Source organism: Gallibacter intestinalis (genome assembly GCF_014982745.1).
GTDB lineage: Bacteria > Bacillota > Clostridia > Peptostreptococcales > Anaerovoracaceae > Gallibacter > Gallibacter intestinalis.
Genome location: NZ_JADCKA010000001.1, coordinates 116,668 through 134,954, shown reverse-complemented (window position 1 = coordinate 134,954; position 18,287 = coordinate 116,668). Strand labels below are relative to the sequence as shown.

Genomic DNA, 18,287 nt, shown 5'->3' with positions numbered 1-18,287 from the left:
TTAAAAATCAAGAAAACAACCCAAATGCATGGATTGTTTTCTTTTTATTACCTTATTTACTTATAAATCTTTTAGCAAACTACATTGCCGTCGTCGGCTTCCGTTGTAACGAATTCAAAGCTCATCTTGCCGTCGATTTCGTTATCTGCAAAGAGCAACATACCCTTGGACTCAAGACCTCTCAGCTTTCTTGGGGCCAGATTTGCAACAACTACGACTTTCTTTCCGATTGTTTCCTCCGGAGTAAATCTTTCCGCAACGCCGGAGATAATCTGTCTTGTCTCTGTTCCCATCTTAACTTGGAATACCAAAAGCTTATCAGCCTTAGGATGCTTTTCGGCAGCTACAATCGTTCCTACTCTGAAATCGATTTTATCGAAGTCCTCGTACTGGATTGTATCCTTAAGCTCCAAAGGAATGTTTTCGTCTTCCTTCTTTCCGCCCTTCATAGCTTCCAGCTCTTCCAGTTCCTTTTCGATGTCCATTCTAGGGAATATAGGATCACCTTTGCAAACTGTTTCGCCGTTCATCATGTCAAATACGGAAGCATCATCCCATTTAGCTTCAACCCCTTCAAGACCAATCTGATTTCTGATCTTTGTTGCAGTCTCATGCATAAACGGATGAATCAGCACGGAAACAGTTCTGAGAGCTTCTGCCAGATTGTGCATTACAACATCAAGTCTTGCCTTGTTTGCTTCATCCTTGGCAAGTACCCAAGGTGTAGTTTCGTCGATGTACTTATTGGCTCTTCTTACCAGTACCCAGATTTCCTCCAGAGCATAGTTGAATCTGAACTTATCCATTTCCTCTTCAACCTTGGCAGCTGCGCCTGTGGCTATTTCCTTAAGTTCCTTATCAACTTCCTCTTCGGTTCCCTGGGCAGGCACCTTGCCGCCACAGTATTTTTCAATCATTGAAACAGTTCTGCTTACTAGGTTACCCAGGTCATTGGCCAGATCGTAGTTAAGTCTCTTGAGCATAACCTCGCTGGTGAAGTTACCATCCTGACCGAAGGTGTATTCTCTGAGCAGGAAGTATTTAAGAGCGTCAACTCCGTATCTTTCGATGAGCTTTACAGGGTCAACCACATTGCCCTTGGATTTACTCATCTTGCCGCCGTCTATAAGCAGCCAGCCATGACCGAGCACATGCTTAGGCAAAGGCAGACCCAAAGACATAAGCATTGCAGGCCAAATTACCGTATGGAATCTTACGATTTCCTTACCTACCAGATGATAATCCGCAGGCCAGTATTTGTCGTATTCCTCTCTGTTATCAGGATAACCTAAGGTTGTGATATAGTTGGCAAGGGCATCGAGCCATACATATATTACGTGCTTTTCGTCAATAGGCACCTGAATACCCCAGTCAAAGGATGATCTGGAAATACAAAGGTCATCAAGGCCCTGTTCCACAAAGGCGATCATTTCATTTCTTCTGGACTCAGGCTGCAGGAATTCAGGATTGTTCTTAAACAGATCTAACAGCTTGTCCTGATACTTGCTGAGCTTAAAGAAGTAGGCTTCTTCCTTGGCGTACTGTACAGGTCTGCCGCAGTCAGGGCAGCAGCCGTTTTCGTCCAGCTGGCTTTCTGTCCAGAAGGATTCGCATGGCGTACAGTAAAGTCCCTCGTATACGCCCTTGTATATATCGCCCTTTTCGTACATCTCCATAAATATCTTCTGTACTCTTTCCTTGTGGCGAGGCTCGGTGGTTCTGATGAAATCATCGTAGGAGATTTCCATTGTTGCCCATAAATCCTTTATGCCGGCAACCACTTCGTCCACGTATTCCTGAGGTGTAACGCCCTTTTCGATGGCTATGGTCTGGATTTTCTGACCGTGCTCGTCTGTTCCCGTCTGGAAACGAACATCGTAGCCTGTGGCTCTTTTAAATCTTGCCATGGCATCCGCCATTACCGTACAGTAAGTGTGACCTATATGAAGGTTAGCACTCGGATAATAAATTGGCGTGGTGATGTAAAAAGTTCCTTTTTTCTCTGTCATTATCTTACCTTCCTTTCCCGGGCTAATGAGACCCGGCTACAAAATAATAGGTTGTGTGAATGGTTTAAGAATATCACAAAAGACGGTATTTTTCAATGCATGCAAAAGCCCGGAAAATAATTTCCGGGCCTTTGGTTGAGTGTTTTTTTATGGATTAGCTGTTTGACAGTATAACTCTTTCCACTACCTTTGCCACCTTCTCGCAGGAGTCGCAGCAAAGTTCCAGGTGCTCGTACATCGGCGTCCACTTCATCAGCTCCACAGAGTCGCTGCTGTTTGCGTAGAGTCTGTGCATAGCCTTAAAGTACAGTTTGTCTCCTTCTTCTTCCATATCGTTGATGGAAACGATTGTAGCACCGATGGATTTGGATTTTCTGAAGTTTGGAAATTCCTCCATCATAACCTTGATTTCTCCACAGCATCTTACGATGATGTCTACAAATTCTACGGCTTCTTCCTTAAGTTCTTTAATATTGTACATGTACAGTTTAAGCAGGATTTCCTCCAAATCATCTGTTACATCGTCGATAACATCTGCCAGTTCTAAAATGTCCTCTCTGTCGATTGGAGTTATAAATTCCTTTACCAATTTTTCCATCATATCATGCTTAGCCATATCAGCCGTATGCTCCACATGATGCACCTTGTTTATATTTTCCTGAAGCTTTTCAGGCTCAAAATTTTCAAATGTTGTCTTAAGCATTGTTGCCGCTTCGCAGGCATAGTTAACGCCTTCCACCAGCATAGCAAAATAATCGTGATCTTTTTTGCGTCCCATTGTATTTATCCTCCGTTAAAATAACCACATAAACAGTTTAGCCATAAGGAATCCGATGATTCCGCATCCCGGGAATGTCAGCACCCAAGTGAGCACCATATCCTTTACAACGCCCCAGTTTACGCTGGAAAGTCTTTTAGCGGCTCCTACACCCATAATAGCAGTTGTCTTTGTATGGGTTGTAGATACCGGAATACCCGTAAGGGATGAAAGAAGCAGACATCCTGCGCCTGCCGCATCCGCCGCAAAGCCCTGATGCTTTTCAAGCTTTACCATGTCCATACCTACGGATTTGATGATGCGGTATCCGCCTATGGAAGTTCCAAGACCCATTACAGCACTGCACAGGAGCATAAGCCATATAGGAATCTGGAATGTCTCAACATTGCTCTGTCCGTTGGCCAGGAAAACTCCCAGCATGAACACGCCCATAAACTTCTGTCCGTCCTGAGCGCCGTGCATAAATGCCATGGTGGCTCCGCCGGCAATCTGAGCTCCTCCGAAAAATCCCGTAGTCTTATTTCTGTCCATATTTTTGCATATGGTGTTGATAACCTTGGAGCATATCCATCCGAAGGCAAATCCCAGTATTGTGGAAAGCACAAGACCGTATATAACCTTTATCCACTCAGCTCCATTGATGCCGTCAAGACCGCTGTGCAGAGCGATGGCAGCACCGGAAATTCCGGCTATAAGGGCGTGGCTTTCGCTGGTCGGTATACCAAACCACCATGCGGCAGTTGCCCATGATACGATGGCAAATAGAGCCGCACAGAGGGCTATCAGCGCTTCCCTGCTGTTGCCTCCAAAGTCAACCATGTTGTAGATGGTAGCGGCTACGCTGGCGTTTATCATGGTCATTACAAATACGCCCAGGAAATTAAATACCGCCGCCATTATAATGGCTTTACGCACTCCTATGGCTCTGGTGGAAACGCATGTGGCGATGGCGTTAGGCGCATCGGTCCATCCATTTACCAATATTACCGCCAGAGTCAGCAGTACGGTTATGGCCAGAACAGGATTGCTTATAACCTGCTCAAAAAACGATAAAAACGAAATCGTCATACTTTGACCTCTCTTAACATAAACTTTACTAATTTACACTTCCTTCACGATTATAATCAAAAGGCTCTATTCTGTCACAAGTTTTGCGCTTATTTAACAAACAATTTACTGCCACTTTACATTGGCTTAACAAAAGGGTAGTTTTGTTAAGATTCGATAGATATCAATGCACACAATGCAAGAAGCGGAGACTTATTGTCCCCGCTTCAGACTGTAGACAAAGGTCCAATCTCAATTTTGAGATTGGACCTTTGTGGTCTGAGCAGGCGATTTTCCGCCTGCTGACATTTATATTATATCTTATTTACTTTTCTCTCGGCAATATATAGCGAACACTTCTTCCCTTGCCTTGCTGTTGCAGCAAATTTTCTTCCGACATACGTCTAAGCAGCCTTGATGCCGTAGATGGACTCACATCAAAGATTTTTTCGACATCCGCTCTTGTTATCCTATAATGTTCTTTTAGATACGAAAGAACTAATGCTTCTTCCTCGGAAACATTTTGAAGTTGTTTTATTTCATCTTCAAAAGCATTTACATTTGGCAATGTTACTTTAAAAGTATTACTTGTGATTTCTATTTTAGGCTTCATGCCATATTCTTCATAAGACTGCATCATTTTCTGTATGCCGGTACCGTAAGCTTCTATAAGCTCTAATCTGAAAAATACATTGGCAAGATTTTGATTTCTGCAAAAAGATGCCCCTGTCATTATATCGCTAAGCTCAGCTCCAGTTGCCAAGCCGCCTATGGAAATAAACTCAACTCTGTTATCAAAGATTTTAATCATTGCACTGGCACTGAAAGAATAATCTCTGTGTACCAACATATTAAGAAGAGCCTCTCTTAAAGCCACCGGCGGATAATCCCTTGTATCTACTCTAACTAAGCCGTTTATCTCTCCGCGAGTTTTATTGTAGAGTTCCAGGTATCTGTAAACATCGTTCATCTGTTTTAGCAAAGATCCGGAAAACTCCTGTCTGTCCTTAAACACCATTTGGTCGTTTCCCTGAAATATTGCTGTTTTTATGGTGTAATTACATTGATCTGACATCAGTAGTCCCAGATTTGTATAAATGCCATCGCTATTTATGATGCCCAATGTCTTCTCTTGACTTTTTCCAAATTCTATACCTCTTAAAGCAAACTCCTGCTCTGTTGCATTAAATGTGAGTTCCTGCTCCACGGAACGCATTCCCTCAAATCTATCGCCATCTGTTTCTTTTATCATTCTTCTAATCAATTCTTTTTTTATATCTTCAGTATCTATTTCTTTTAACTCGACAACTTCGCTTTCTCTGAAATTCATATCTTACCTCTTTCTCTTTCTTTTCACAATTATCATTTTATGCTCTAATCATATCCTTTCTCGTCAATCTCGTCAATTATTGACAAACAAATGACGAGAAAATAAAAAGGAGATATGCTCGTCACATATCTCCACTTATTTCATAAACTTCTAAGTTACTAGTCCAATACCAACGAAGGTGCAGAATAAACTCTCGCCTTATATTCCTCGTTAAGAGCATAGAGACCTTTTGCATCTGTTCCGAAAAGCTGATATTTCTTAATCATATCTTCGGCATTTCTCTCTTCTTCTCCCTGCTCCTGAACAAACCAGTCTAAAAACTGCATTGTTCTGTAATCCTTGCATCCTGCTGCAGCCTCATATATATTGTGAACAAGCGATGTAACATACTGCTCGTGCTTATATCCTTCTTCAAGAGGATCAATATGTTTTTCAAGTTTTATATCAGGTTTTGCGATAGCTTCCAGTTCAACACTTTCTCCGTTATTCTGAAGATACTTCATAAACAGCAGAGCGTGATCTCTTTCTTCCTGTGCCTGAATCATATACCAGTTTGCATATCCGTCCAGACCTTCATCAGTATAATAATTTGAAAAAGCAAGATACAGATATGACGAATAAAACTCTTTATTCACCTGATCCACCAGCAGTTCTGTGACTTTTTTATCCAGCATGTTTATTTCCTCCCTTTTGCTATTTATCTTTATTTACAATAATTCCTATATCATTTCTATACTGCGCACCCTCAAAAGAAATCCTCTTAACATTTGCAAAGGCTTTCGCTCTTGCCTCATCATGTGTTTCCCCAGTCGCAGTAACACCGAGCACACGACCTCCCGCCGTGAGAATTTCGCCGTTTTCTCCAGCTTTAGTTCCGGCATGGAATACCACAACATCATCATCTACATCATCAAGGCCAGTTATGACTTTACCTTTTTCATAATCTCCCGGATATCCTCCGGAAGCCATAACCACGCAGACAGCTTTTCTGTCGCTCCATTCAATTTCTATTTCATCCAGTCTGTTGTCGCAGACAGCTTCAAATATATCGTACAGATCTGTTTCAAGCCTCATAAGTACAGACTGTGTTTCAGGGTCACCGAATCGGTTGTTGAACTCAATCACCTTTGGTCCATCTTCTGTAATCATCAGGCCTACAAAAAGAACTCCTTTAAAATCCAGGCCATCCGCCTTGAAACCTTCAAGTGTCGGTGCGAGGATTTCGTCCATTATTCTCTTTTCCAGTTCCGGTGTGAATATAAGAGAAGGAGAATATGTGCCCATTCCGCCTGTGTTAGGTCCTCGATCTCCATCAAATATTCTCTTGTAATCCTGAGCAGATTCCATAGGAACTATTGTATTTTCATCTACGAAGCACAGGCATGAAGCCTCAATGCCTTTAAGACATTCTTCTACGACTATTTTGTCTCCGGCATCGCCGAACACCTTTTCGCCCATCATTTCTTCAATGGCTTTTTCCGCATCTTCAGCGTTTTCTGCAAGAATCACACCCTTGCCGGCAGCAAGTCCATCCGCTTTGATAACCATAGGATATCCGTATATTCCTATATCTGCCTTAAGCGCTTCCTTGTCCGTATATTCTTTATATTTTGCGGTAGGTATATCGTGTCTTGCTAAAAAGCTTTTTGTAAATGCCTTGCTGGCTTCCAGCTGCGAACACTTTTTATTAGGGCCGAATACCTTTAATCCGGCAGATTCCAGTTCATCGGTAATGCCCATTGCAAGCGGCACTTCAGGACCGATTACTGCCATATCTATCCTGTTTTCCACTGCAAAATCTCTGATACCGTCAATATCTTCTGCTTTTATGTCCACACACTGAGCCACCTGAGCTATGCCGGCATTTCCAGGCGCGCAATAGAGCTCATCTACCTTCGGGCTCTGTGCCAGTTTCCAGGCAATGGCATGTTCTCTGCCGCCGCTTCCTACAACCAGTATTTTCATAGTTTGTTTCTCCCGTAAAATTACAGGCCGAAAGCCGGACTTTATGCCCGGCTCCGCCCTTTTGTATTTTAGTGTTTAAAATGTCTGTATCCGCTGAATATCATAGCGATACCTGTTTCATCTGCTTTATCGATGCTTTCCTGGTCTCTGATTGAACCTCCCGGCTGTATGATTGCAGTTACACCGGCTTCTGCCGCAGCTGTCACACAGTCATTAAACGGGAAGAACGCATCCGATGCCATTACACTGCCCTTTGTATCAAAGTTTGACTGTCTGATGGCATTTTCAACAGCCCAGATTCTGTTTGTCTGTCCAGGTCCGATACCGATAGTCATGCCGTCCTTAACAAATACGATAGCGTTGCTTCTTGTATGTTTCACAACCTTCATGGCGATTTCAAGATCCTTCATTTCCTTGTCTGTAGGAGCCTTCTTTGTTACCACCTTAAGCTCATCAAAGAGAGTGTTATCAGCATCCTGTACCAACAATCCGCCGCTAACCTTCTTGATGTCGATGGTGTGCTTGTCCGGCTGACCTAAGATATCAGGCAGCTCAAGAAGTCTTACATTCTTTTTCTGAGTCAGCACATCCATAGCTTCCTTAGAGAAAGAAGGTGCGATTACGATTTCAACGAAAATCTTTGCAATTTCCTCTGCCGTTTCCTTATCCACTTCTCTGTTGCATGCGATTATGCCGCCGAATATGGATGTAGGGTCGCAGGCATACGCTTTTTTATATGCTTCTGCAATAGTTTCTCCGACAGCAACACCACATGGATTTGCGTGCTTAACTGCCACAACTGCAGGTTCTTCAAATTCCTTGAGGCATCCCAGGGCTCCCTGAGTATCGTTGATGTTGTTAAAGGAAAGTTCTTTACCGTGAAGCTGTTTTGCGTTAACAAGAGCACCGCTAAACGGCTGAATTTCTTTATAGTAAAGTCCCTTCTGATGGGAATTTTCTCCGTATCTGAGTTCCTGAACCTTTTCAAATGTAAGAGTCAGGTTGTCAGGCAGCGGAGCGTCTATCTGCTTTCTCAGGTAGTCTGAAATCATCGCATCGTAGGCAGCTGTGTGCTGGAATACTTTGAGAGCCAGTTCATACTTAAATTCATAAGGCACTTCACCTTTTTTGAGTTCTTCCAGAGCTCTGTCATAGTCTGCAGGATCACAGATTACCATAACATCCTTGTGATTTTTCGCTGCGGATCTGAGCATTGTAGGTCCGCCTATATCAATATTTTCGATAGCATCTGCCAGAGTAACGTCCGGCTTCATTATCGTTTCCTTGAACGGATAGAGATTGATAGCAACGATATCAATCGGTGTGATGCCCAGTTCTTTCAGCTGCTCCATGTGTGCAGGCACATCTCTTCTTGCCAGAAGTCCGCCATGCACAGCCGGATGCAGAGTCTTCACTCTTCCGTCTAGGCATTCAGGAAATCCTGTAATATCGGAAACTCCTGTAACCTTTATACCTGCTTCTTCAAGTTTTTTGTGGGTACCTCCTGTGGAGATAATCTCAACACCCATATCCGCAAGTCCCTTTGCGAATTCAACTATACCTGTCTTGTCCGAAACACTTATAAGCGCTCTCATCTTTTACTCCTTTCCGTCCCAGCAGTAAGTACACAGATTGCATTTATCCACGCCTGTGGCTTCCAGCAGATCGTCAAGCTTCTGGAATCTCAAGCTGTCAAAATGCAGCTGTTTTCTTATGGAATCAACCATGTTTTCATGTTCCTTTGTATTTGGATCGGCGTATCTGTCGAGTACATCCTGAGGAACTTCCGCTTCTGCATCGATTCCCTCAAGATCCTTGATGGTACGTCTTGTTATAAGCTCCATTTCGCTGATTGTTCTTGAGAAGTTAAGATACTTGCAGCCGTACATAATCGGCGGACAAGCTGACCTTACATGAATCTCCTTAGCTCCGTTATCTATAAGGTAGGCAACGGTTTCGGAAAGCTGTGTGCCCCTTACGATGGAGTCGTCAATCAGCACGAACTTTTTGTCTTTTATGATGTTGAACACCGGTATAAGCTTCATCTGAGCCACCAGAGATCTTGCCTTCTGGTTTGTCGGCATAAAGCTTCTTGACCATGTCGGTGTGTATTTTATAAGCGGTCTTGAATATGGGATATTGGATTCGTTGGCATATCCCAAAGCGTGGGCTGTACCAGAATCAGGTACTCCTGCCACATAGTCAACTTCCGGCATTCCGGCTTCCTTATCGGCCTTTGCCATAAGTCCGCCGTTTCTGTTTCTCATCAGTTCCACATTCTGTCCTTCGTAAATGGAAGTTGTGTAACCGAAGTATGACCAGAGGAAAGTGCATATTCTCATTTTATCGTTTGCCGGTTTTACAGTTTTTTCGCTGTCAGGAGTCAGAAATGCTATTTCTCCTGGTCCAAGTTCTCTGTCATATTCATAACCGATATTGATGAATGCGAAGCTTTCGGAAGCTGCGCAGTATGCTCCTTCCTTTTTACCGAGTATCAGAGGTGTTCTGCCGTATCGGTCTCTTGCAGCATACATTCCGTCTTCCGTAAGCACAAGCATTGTGACTGAGCCGTCCACTTTTTCCTGAGCGATTCTGATTCCGTCTGTAATGTCCTTTCCTGTGGAAACTATCGCTCCTACTAGCTCGGTATTATTCACATCGCCGCCGCTCTTTGACATGAAATGAGCGTTGCTTTCATTTATGAGCCAGTCGACAAGTTCATCTTTATTATTGATGCGGCCGACTGTTGTAATGGCCCAGTTGCCGAACTTGTTTTTTACCGTCAGAGGCTGAGGGTCTCCATCAGAAATTGCTCCTATACCGTAATTTCCTACCATCGAATCCAGTTCGTCCTCAAATTTGCCTCTGAAAGGGCTGTTTGCTATGCTTCTGATAGTCCTGTGAAATCCGTCTTCCTGCAGTATGCACATTCCTCCGTTTTTAGTACCCAGATGTGAATGATAGTCGGTACCGAAGAATATATCCATAACGCAGTCATTTTTAGATACTACTCCAAATACTCCACCCATGCTTCTTTTTACCAGCCTTTCTCTCTCATAACCATTCTTACCGCTTCAGGCAGTATCTGATGTTCTTTTTTAAGAACTCTGGCCTGGAGCAGTTCAGGAGTATCGCTTGATTTTACCGGAACGATACCCTGTATGATTATTCTTCCTGTGTCTATTCCTTCATCTACATAATGCACTGTCGCACCGGATTCTGTTTCTCCGGCTGCAATAACCTTTTCATGAACTTTAATGCCGTAGCATTCCTTTCCGCCGTGCTTAGGAAGCAGTGCAGGATGCACATTTATAATTCTGTCTTCATATGCATCGATAACTTTCTTTGGAAGTATAGACAGATATCCTGCCAGAACAACCAGATCTGTTGATTCGTTATTGAGAGCTTCCAGAATTGCATCCATTCTGTCTCTGATATCAGCATAGTCATGCTTTGTTATGATGTTTACAGGAATATCGTGTTCCTGAGCTCTTTCAACAGCATATGCAGAAGCATTAGATGAGATAACCTGCACGATTTTAGCGTTTTCAATAGAACCTTCTTCTATGGCGTCGATGAGAGCCTGAAGGTTTGAACCGTTACCGGATACCAGCACTGAAATTCTTATAACTTTTTTCTTACCCATTTATAATCACCTTTTCCTTTTCAAATCTTACAGTTCTGCCTATAACAGACGCTTCTTCACCGGCGTCTTTAAGAGCGCTGACAACTGCGTCAGCATCCTTTTCATCTACGAACATCATCATGCCTATGCCCATGTTAAATGTGCTGAACATTTCCATGTCCTCAATTTCTCCGCACTTCTGGATGAGCCCGAAAATAGGAAGCTCATTCCATGTGCCTCTGTCGATGCTTACGGCTATGTCTTCAGGAAGAACTCTCGGAATGTTTTCAAAAAATCCGCCGCCTGTGATGTGAACGATACCCTTTACATCAAAATTCGGAACTACAGCATCGCAAGCGTTTGCATAAATTCTTGTAGGTCTCAGAAGAGCATCTCCTAAAGTTTCACCAAGCTCTTCAATCTCAGTATCAACGGTATATCCCATCTTTTCAAAGAATATCTTTCTAACCAGAGAATATCCGTTACTGTGTATACCGCTGGAAGGAATACCTATGATTGCGTTCCCTTCACCGATAGCATCACCTGTTATGATTTTTTCCTTATCTACGATACCAACGGAAAACCCTGCCATATCATATTCGTCTTCACCGTAAAATCCCGGCATCTCCGCTGTTTCACCACCGATAAGAGCACTTCTGCCCTGTGCACATCCTTCTGCGATACCGCTTACGATATCAGCGATTTTTTCAGCTGTAACTTTACCGGTTGCAATGTAGTCCAGAAAGAACAGAGGTGTCGCTCCCTGACAGAGCACATCATTTACACACATTGCAACGCAGTCTATACCAACAGTATTATGTCTGTCCATCATAAAGGCAATCTGCAGTTTTGTACCTACGCCGTCTGTACCGCTGACAAGCACAGGCTCCTTCATTCCTTCTACAGGGAGTCTGAACAGTCCGCCAAAGCTGCCCAGCCCTGTGAGCACATTATCGTTAAATGTCTTTTTAACATGCTCCTTCATGAGGGATACTGCGCGTTCGCCTTCTTTTGTATCGACGCCCGCGTCTTTATAAGTTAGTTTTCCCATTCTATATCTCCTCCTGTTACTGTTTTCGATTGATATCTAACCTATCAATATTCTATTTCGCTGTCAGCTTTGAGGATATCTTCCTCCTGCTGCTTTTTATAATCTCTAAATTTTTCTCTCATCTCCGGATACTTCAGTCCCAACATCTGTATTGCCAAAAGAGCCGCATTTTCCGCACCGCCTATGGCAACCGTTGCAACAGGCACTCCCTTTGGCATCTGAACTGTGCTAAGAAGTGAATCCATGCCGCCAAGATCGCTAGTCTTCATAGGAATTCCTATTACCGGAAGAGGTGTGTTTGCTGCAAGCACTCCGCCAAGATGGGCAGCCTTTCCCGCAGCGGCGATTATAACCTCGATGCCATTAGCTTCAGCTTCCTTTGAAAAAGCCTCTGCCTGAGAAGGTGTTCTGTGGGCCGACAGTATTCTTACCACCGGCTCAACACCAAAGTCCTTTAAAATTTGTATACCTTTTTCAACGACAGGAAGGTCTGATTTGCTTCCCATCACTACTCCAACTTTCATAAAATCCTCCAGTCATCAGTCTCTGAAATATTTCACGGCCGCTTCAAAGAGCTTCATGTCCTTTTCACCCGGCACATTTACAAACACGCTCTTTCCGATTCTCTCGGAATGTCCCATCTTACCGAACACTCTACCGTCCGGTGAGCAGATACCTTCAACTGCCATTACAGAATGGTTAGGGTTGTACTTGATGTCCATGGACGGATTTCCGTCAAAGTCCACATACTGAGTTACAACCTGACCGTTTTCAATGAGCTGATTTAACAGCTTTTCGTCGCAGATGAAGTTACCTTCTCCGTGGGAAACAGGAATTGTGTATATATCACCGACTTCGCTTTCGGAAAGCCATGGGCTCTTAACTGAGCCAACCCTTGTTCTTACAAGGCATGAAGCATGTCTTCCGATTCTGTTGTATGTCAGTGTAGGGCTGTTTTCATCAGGCTCTGTAATCTTTCCGTAAGGCACAAGACCAAGCTTTATAAGGGCCTGGAATCCGTTACAGATACCTATTATAAGTCCGTCTCTGTTGTCCAGAAGGTCTGTTACCGCCTCGCTTACCAGAGGGTTTCTGAATACCGCTGTGATAAACTTAGCAGAACCGTCAGGCTCGTCACCGCCGGAGAAGCCACCCGGTATAAATATGATGTTTGCCTTCTTAATCTTTTCTGCCAGCTCTCTTATGGAAGCGTTGAGACTTTCCTCAGAAAGTGTATTTATTATATGTATATCCGCAATCGCTCCTGCTCTTTCAAAGGCTCTAGCAGAATCAACTTCGCAGTTTGTTCCAGGGAATACCGGAATTACAACCTGTGGTTTTTCAACCTTCACCTTAGGCTTTGCAGTGTTTCTATCTGCATAATTTACCGCAGGAACAGTCTCTTCTATTTTATCCTTAGCATCAGCTGTTCTTGTTGGGAATACTCCTTCCAAAGGTTCTTCCCATTCTTTTACGATTTCGCCAAGGCTCTTTTCAAAGCCCTTGCCATCCTCAGTTGCGATGCTTATCTTAGCCTTTTCCCCTTCGCCGGCAGTCTTACCGATTACCATGTAAGGAATATCTCCAAAGAGTGACGCCGCATCTTCTCCTGCAGGAATTTCCAGTATCATTGAGCCGTAGCCTGATGCCAGCATCTGCTTTTCTGTAATACCTGTGATTTCAGCACCAATCATATTACCTACTGCCATCTTTACGGCTGCCATAAATACTCCGCCCTTGCCTACAGGCTCAGCTGCCAGCACTTTGCCTGCGTGGATGAGTTCGTAAACCTTATCCATGGTCTTTCTGTAAGAAGCAAATTCAGGCATAAGATCCGCATCCTTATTCATTTCCAGGTAAACCAGAGTGCTTCCTGCCTTCTTAAATGCCGCACTCATTACCTTGTCAGCCTGACATGTGTCAACGGCAAAGGAAATCAGTGCAGGCGGAACATGGATATCCATAAATGTTCCGGACATGGAATCCTTACCTCCAATGGCAGGTATCTCCAGTTCCTTCTGAACTTTCAAAGCTCCAAGCAGAGCAGCCATTGGCTTACCCCATGCTTCGTCGCTTGCAAGTTTTTCAAAGTATTCCTGGAAAGTAAGTCTTATCTTTCTTATGTTTCCGCCCATGGCAGCAATCTTTGTTACGGAATCCACAACTGCATACGCCGCTCCGTGATAAGGAGAAGCCTTTGCCAGCTTAGGGTCAAAGCCGTATGCCATAAGAGTTGCTGTATTTGTTTCGCCGTTTCTTACAGGAAGCTTTGCAGCCATTCCGGCTTCTGGTGTCAGCTGATACTTTCCGCCAAGAGGCATAAGCACTGTAGCTGCACCTATGGTGCTGTCAAATCTTTCTATAAGTCCTTTCTTGGAGCAGCAGTTGAGATCCTTTAAGCACTGATCTGCATCTCCTGTCATCAGGGCGTCTTCCACAGCACCAATGCTCTTTACCTTTACTGTGGCAGTCTGCTTAGCTCCGTTAGTATCAAGGAATGCTCTGGAAAGGTCGAGGATTGTCTTACCTCTCCACTTCATGCACACTCTGCCCTTGTCAGTTACAACGGCAACTGTAGTGGCTTCCAGATTTTCCTCTGTTGCGTATTTTTTGAATGTATCTTCGTCCTCTGCGGCAACCACAACTGCCATTCTTTCCTGGGATTCGGAAATGGCAAGCTCAGTTCCATCAAGGCCTTCGTATTTCTTAGGTACCAAATCGAGGTTGATGTCAAGACCTTCGGCAAGCTCGCCTATGGCAACGGAAACGCCGCCGGCTCCAAAGTCGTTACATCTCTTGATGAGGTTTGCGGCATCCTTTCTTCTGAAAAGTCTCTGGATATTTCTTTCCACAGGAGGATTACCCTTCTGTACCTCTGCGCCGCATTCGTTTATGGAATCAAGGTCGTGTTCCTTGGAAGAACCTGTAGCTCCGCCGCAGCCGTCACGGCCTGTTCTGCCGCCAACCAGGATAATTACATCGCCCGGTTCCGGTCTCTTTCTTATAACATGGTCGGCAGGGGCAGCACCTATAACCGCACCTACTTCCATTCTCTTTGCTACATAGTCTTCGTCGTAAACTTCGTCAACCTGACCTGTAGCAAGACCAATCTGGTTTCCGTAGGAAGAATATCCCGCAGCAGCCTCTCTTGTAATCTTTCTCTGAGGCAGTTTACCTTCGTGAGTTTCGCTGATTGGCTTTCTCGGATCCGCCGCACCGGTAACCCTCATTGCCTGATAAACATAAACTCTTCCCGATAATGGGTCTCTGATGGCTCCGCCAAGACATGTGGCAGCACCGCCAAAAGGCTCGATTTCAGTAGGATGGTTGTGAGTTTCGTTTTTAAACATCACAAGCCAGTCTTCTTCCTTTCCATCTATTTCAGCCTTAACCTTAATTGAGCATGCGTTGATTTCTTCAGACTCGTCCAGGTCGTCTGCCTTTCCTTCTTTCTTAAGGTACTTAGCGCCTATGCAGGCCATGTCCATAAGGCAAATGTCCTTCTGACGATTTCCGTAAACTTCCTTTCTCATTTCAAGGTATTCGTTGAAGGCTTCCTTTATCATATCGCCGTATCTTCCGTCTTCAAAGTAGATGTCAGTCAGCTCTGTGTTAAAGGTAGTATGTCTGCAGTGGTCGGACCAGTAGGTGTCGATAACCTTAAGCTCCGTCACTGTAGGATTTCTCTTTTCATCGTCGCGGAAATAATCCTGAATGCACTTGATATCATCGGCACTCATGGCAAATTCCATATCTTTTCTGAACTGTTCCAGTTCTTCTTCGTTCATTTCCGTAAAGCCTTCGATTACTGCTACATCATCAGGAATCGTAGTTTCCATATCCAGGCTTTCCGGCTTTTCCATGGAAGCCTGCTGGCTGTCCACAGGGTTTACGCAGTATTTTTTAATTTCTTCAACTTCGCTTTCGGAAAGCTCACCTTCCAGCATGATAACCCTTGCAAATTTAACAACAGGTGTTGCAGAAGGCTCAATAAGCCTTATACATGTAGCCGCCGAATCGGCTCTCTGATCGTACTGGCCCGGCAAAAATTCCACAGCAAAAAAATTAGCAGAAACCATGGCATCGTCCAGTTTTTCCTCGTATACGCTGTCGATTGCCGGTTCTGCAAATACTGAATACTTTGCCATTTCGTAGGTCTTTTCGTCAACACCCTGCACATCGTATCTGTTGATTACTCTCACCCCTGTGAGACCTGCGATGTGAAGGTTTGTCTTTATGTCTTCAAAAAGTCCCTGAGCTTCCACATCAAAGCCTTTTTTCTTTTCGACAAATATCCTTCTTACCATTTTTATACTCCTTAATTTGACTTAATCTTATACAAATTTGATACAAAAACAAACACTTAGCTGTCCATCTTTTCGCGTCTCAAAATATAATATCATAAAACTTTACCTGTTACCTCTGTTTTTTGGATTTTAGCAAATAATATTTCGTTATATTGCGAACAATTATTATTTTATTTTATATTTTCTTCAGTTTTCTTCGGTCTAATGTCAGCTCCTTTCATAATTTGACCCTTTATTCACATCAAATGTATTTAAATTGTCTTTATATGTCTTAAGTTCTTTTATCTATTGACCTTTTGGAAATAAAAGGTTATTTTTTAATTGTCAAATATTTCCAATCCCGCCTGGCTTTATATATGCTAACATCTTTCCCCGCGCCGGGCGGGCCTTATATACTAATCTAACTTATGTATTCTTTTCTCATCAGTAAAAGAATTCCAACCAAAAGGGCGGCTGCCACCAGCACCGCCTTTTCGCCTATCAAAGGCACCAATAACGCTCCTGCCGCTGCACCGATTACAAACCATAAAATTACTTTAAAATATCTCAAACCGTTTTCAAGTATTTTTTTATCTCCTGTTTTCTTCCATGTATAAATATATGCGGTTGCACTTCTCAAATTGCCGGTGCACATAGTCGATACATATGTAATCCCTTGCACTTTTCTGAAAGCTTCCATCTGCATCGCACATACAAAGGAAACTATTATATTTGCTGCGAAATTCCCACTACCGATTGGTATAAATGCAACTGCTGCAAGCGCTATTATTTCAATGGCGATTATAATTTGTCTCCAGTGGGATTTAATATCAGCACGATTCTTTATTTTACTTCTTATGATTTCACATATTATTATTCCAACAACAAAGGATATAATCGGTGTGAAATATGTCAGCACCATATTAAAATTTAAGGTTGCCAATGACGCAGCCATAAGCACTATATTACCTGTCTGTGCATTTGCAAAAACATATCCTCTGCACAGAAATGTATAAACATCTAAAAAGCCTCCCACTAAAGCAAGGGTAGCCGCAGTAATGCGATGCTCCGATGTTTGATAAACCTTTATTGCACCTTTATCTTTATCTTTCTCTCTTATTCTCATTTGACTTTTTCTCCTTACTCACTTTATCCCATTTTATCATACTTACTTATCATCTTTTGAAGCATATTTACATACTTTTCTCTGATATGCTCAGGCGACATCACCTGTATGTTGCTGCCGTACTGAAACAGCAAATAATACAAGCCGTCATTTTCCGCAGTGCTGATGTATATATCCAGTAGTTTCTCTTGTTCTGATTTCACTTCCTGGGTTCTTAGTATGTTGGTTCCAAACTCATCGTACATGTAACCAATCATGGAAGCTGCTGCTCTCAGTACTATTATCGTCTTTTTGCTTCCGCCGTAATTTCGTACAGAGCCCTCGATGAAATCCGCGATACGCTCTCTCCAGTTTTCTCCTAACAGTTCCTTTGGATTGGTAATCGCTTCCTCTGAAATCTGTGGCTGCATCATTCTGTCTAAACGATAATATGATAAATCCTGCATATCGCTGTAGCGGCATACAATATAATATCTACCGTCCATCTGCGTTAGGGCATAGGGATCAACGGTGTAAACAGCTCCACCTCGGCGAGGCTTAAGCTGCAGCTTTCGATCTCTGTCTCCGTACATAAAGGAAAGTCTTTTTCTTTCCTCCATGCAATTTATTATAAGCTTCATCGTGTCCAGGACCGAATTCTCACCGCTTTTTTCGGAACGCTTACTAGATGCCCCACCCCTTGTAGCATCGGATAGAATTTTTTTCATGCTCTCTGAAGCAAGGGATAGTATTTTTGTTTTCAGCTGTTCCTCTTCGCTTTTGCTGAGAATTTCACTTTTATCGACGCTATCTAAAAGGAATTTTAGCTCAACATCGCTAAATGTTCTTTCCGCCAGATAGCAGCCGAGCCTGTTATCCTTGCAGTATTTAATTTTCATTCCCGCATCCATAAGTGTCTTTATATTCCTGCCCACAGTGCGGCGCTCAGTTATTATGCCATATTCATTTTCCAAAATGTCGCATATGCGCCCTGCTGTTATCGGGTGACGGGCATCCGTTCTCTTTAAAATTTGCCCTGTGTATATAAGAGCTTTTTTATTGTCGCTCATGAACTTTTCCTCTCGCATAAG

The 18,287-nt window shown here is 43.3% G+C and carries 14 protein-coding genes; all 14 read right to left on the bottom strand.

What is annotated here, in order from left to right; translation table 11 throughout:
• Nucleotides 1–71 precede the first annotated feature (71 nt).
• The gene (gene metG, locus INF20_RS00570) at nt 72–2,009 is read right to left on the bottom strand and encodes a methionine--tRNA ligase (RefSeq protein ID WP_226384450.1); all 1,938 of its coding nucleotides are present in this window, start codon (nt 2,007–2,009) and stop codon (nt 72–74) included.
• Between the two features lie 154 nt (nt 2,010–2,163).
• Complete coding sequence (locus INF20_RS00565) at nt 2,164–2,787, bottom strand: DUF47 domain-containing protein (RefSeq protein ID WP_226384449.1); 624 nt, start codon at nt 2,785–2,787, stop codon at nt 2,164–2,166.
• 15 nt (nt 2,788–2,802) lie between these two features.
• Nucleotides 2,803–3,855: an inorganic phosphate transporter gene (locus INF20_RS00560; RefSeq protein ID WP_226384448.1), complete on the bottom strand. Its 1,053-nt coding sequence runs from the start codon at nt 3,853–3,855 to the stop codon at nt 2,803–2,805.
• A 304-nt stretch (nt 3,856–4,159) separates the two neighbouring features.
• Entirely contained in the window at nt 4,160–5,164 is a 1,005-nt protein-coding gene (locus INF20_RS00555; RefSeq protein ID WP_226384447.1) for an ATP-binding protein, read from the bottom strand.
• 158 nt (nt 5,165–5,322) lie between these two features.
• Nucleotides 5,323–5,838 (bottom strand): ferritin, encoded by a 516-nt coding sequence (locus tag INF20_RS00550; RefSeq protein WP_226384446.1) that lies wholly within the window; start codon nt 5,836–5,838, stop codon nt 5,323–5,325.
• A gap of 19 nt (nt 5,839–5,857) precedes the next feature.
• Nucleotides 5,858–7,129: a phosphoribosylamine--glycine ligase gene (gene purD, locus INF20_RS00545; RefSeq protein ID WP_226384445.1), complete on the bottom strand. Its 1,272-nt coding sequence runs from the start codon at nt 7,127–7,129 to the stop codon at nt 5,858–5,860.
• 68 nt (nt 7,130–7,197) lie between these two features.
• The gene (gene purH / locus INF20_RS00540; RefSeq protein WP_226384444.1) at nt 7,198–8,724 is read right to left on the bottom strand and encodes a bifunctional phosphoribosylaminoimidazolecarboxamide formyltransferase/IMP cyclohydrolase; all 1,527 of its coding nucleotides are present in this window, start codon (nt 8,722–8,724) and stop codon (nt 7,198–7,200) included.
• 3 nt (nt 8,725–8,727) lie between these two features.
• On the bottom strand, nt 8,728–10,158 hold the full coding sequence (locus INF20_RS00535) for an amidophosphoribosyltransferase (protein WP_226384443.1): 1,431 nt from the start codon (nt 10,156–10,158) through the stop codon (nt 8,728–8,730).
• Between the two features lie 8 nt (nt 10,159–10,166).
• Complete coding sequence (gene purN / locus INF20_RS00530) at nt 10,167–10,775, bottom strand: phosphoribosylglycinamide formyltransferase (RefSeq protein WP_226384442.1); 609 nt, start codon at nt 10,773–10,775, stop codon at nt 10,167–10,169.
• Complete coding sequence (purM, locus tag INF20_RS00525; protein ID WP_226384441.1) at nt 10,768–11,805, bottom strand: phosphoribosylformylglycinamidine cyclo-ligase; 1,038 nt, start codon at nt 11,803–11,805, stop codon at nt 10,768–10,770. The genes purN and purM overlap by 8 nt, the downstream gene beginning before the upstream one ends.
• Nucleotides 11,806–11,849: 44 nt before the next feature.
• Entirely contained in the window at nt 11,850–12,329 is a 480-nt protein-coding gene (gene purE / locus INF20_RS00520) for a 5-(carboxyamino)imidazole ribonucleotide mutase (RefSeq protein ID WP_226384440.1), read from the bottom strand.
• A gap of 15 nt (nt 12,330–12,344) precedes the next feature.
• The gene (locus INF20_RS00515; RefSeq protein WP_226384439.1) at nt 12,345–16,112 is read right to left on the bottom strand and encodes a phosphoribosylformylglycinamidine synthase; all 3,768 of its coding nucleotides are present in this window, start codon (nt 16,110–16,112) and stop codon (nt 12,345–12,347) included.
• Between the two features lie 400 nt (nt 16,113–16,512).
• Nucleotides 16,513–17,217: a YoaK family protein gene (locus INF20_RS00510; RefSeq protein WP_226384438.1), complete on the bottom strand. Its 705-nt coding sequence runs from the start codon at nt 17,215–17,217 to the stop codon at nt 16,513–16,515.
• Between the two features lie 23 nt (nt 17,218–17,240).
• Nucleotides 17,241–18,266, bottom strand: a complete 1,026-nt coding sequence (locus INF20_RS00505; RefSeq protein ID WP_226384437.1) for a helix-turn-helix transcriptional regulator — start codon at nt 18,264–18,266, stop codon at nt 17,241–17,243.
• Nucleotides 18,267–18,287: the final 21 nt, after the last annotated feature.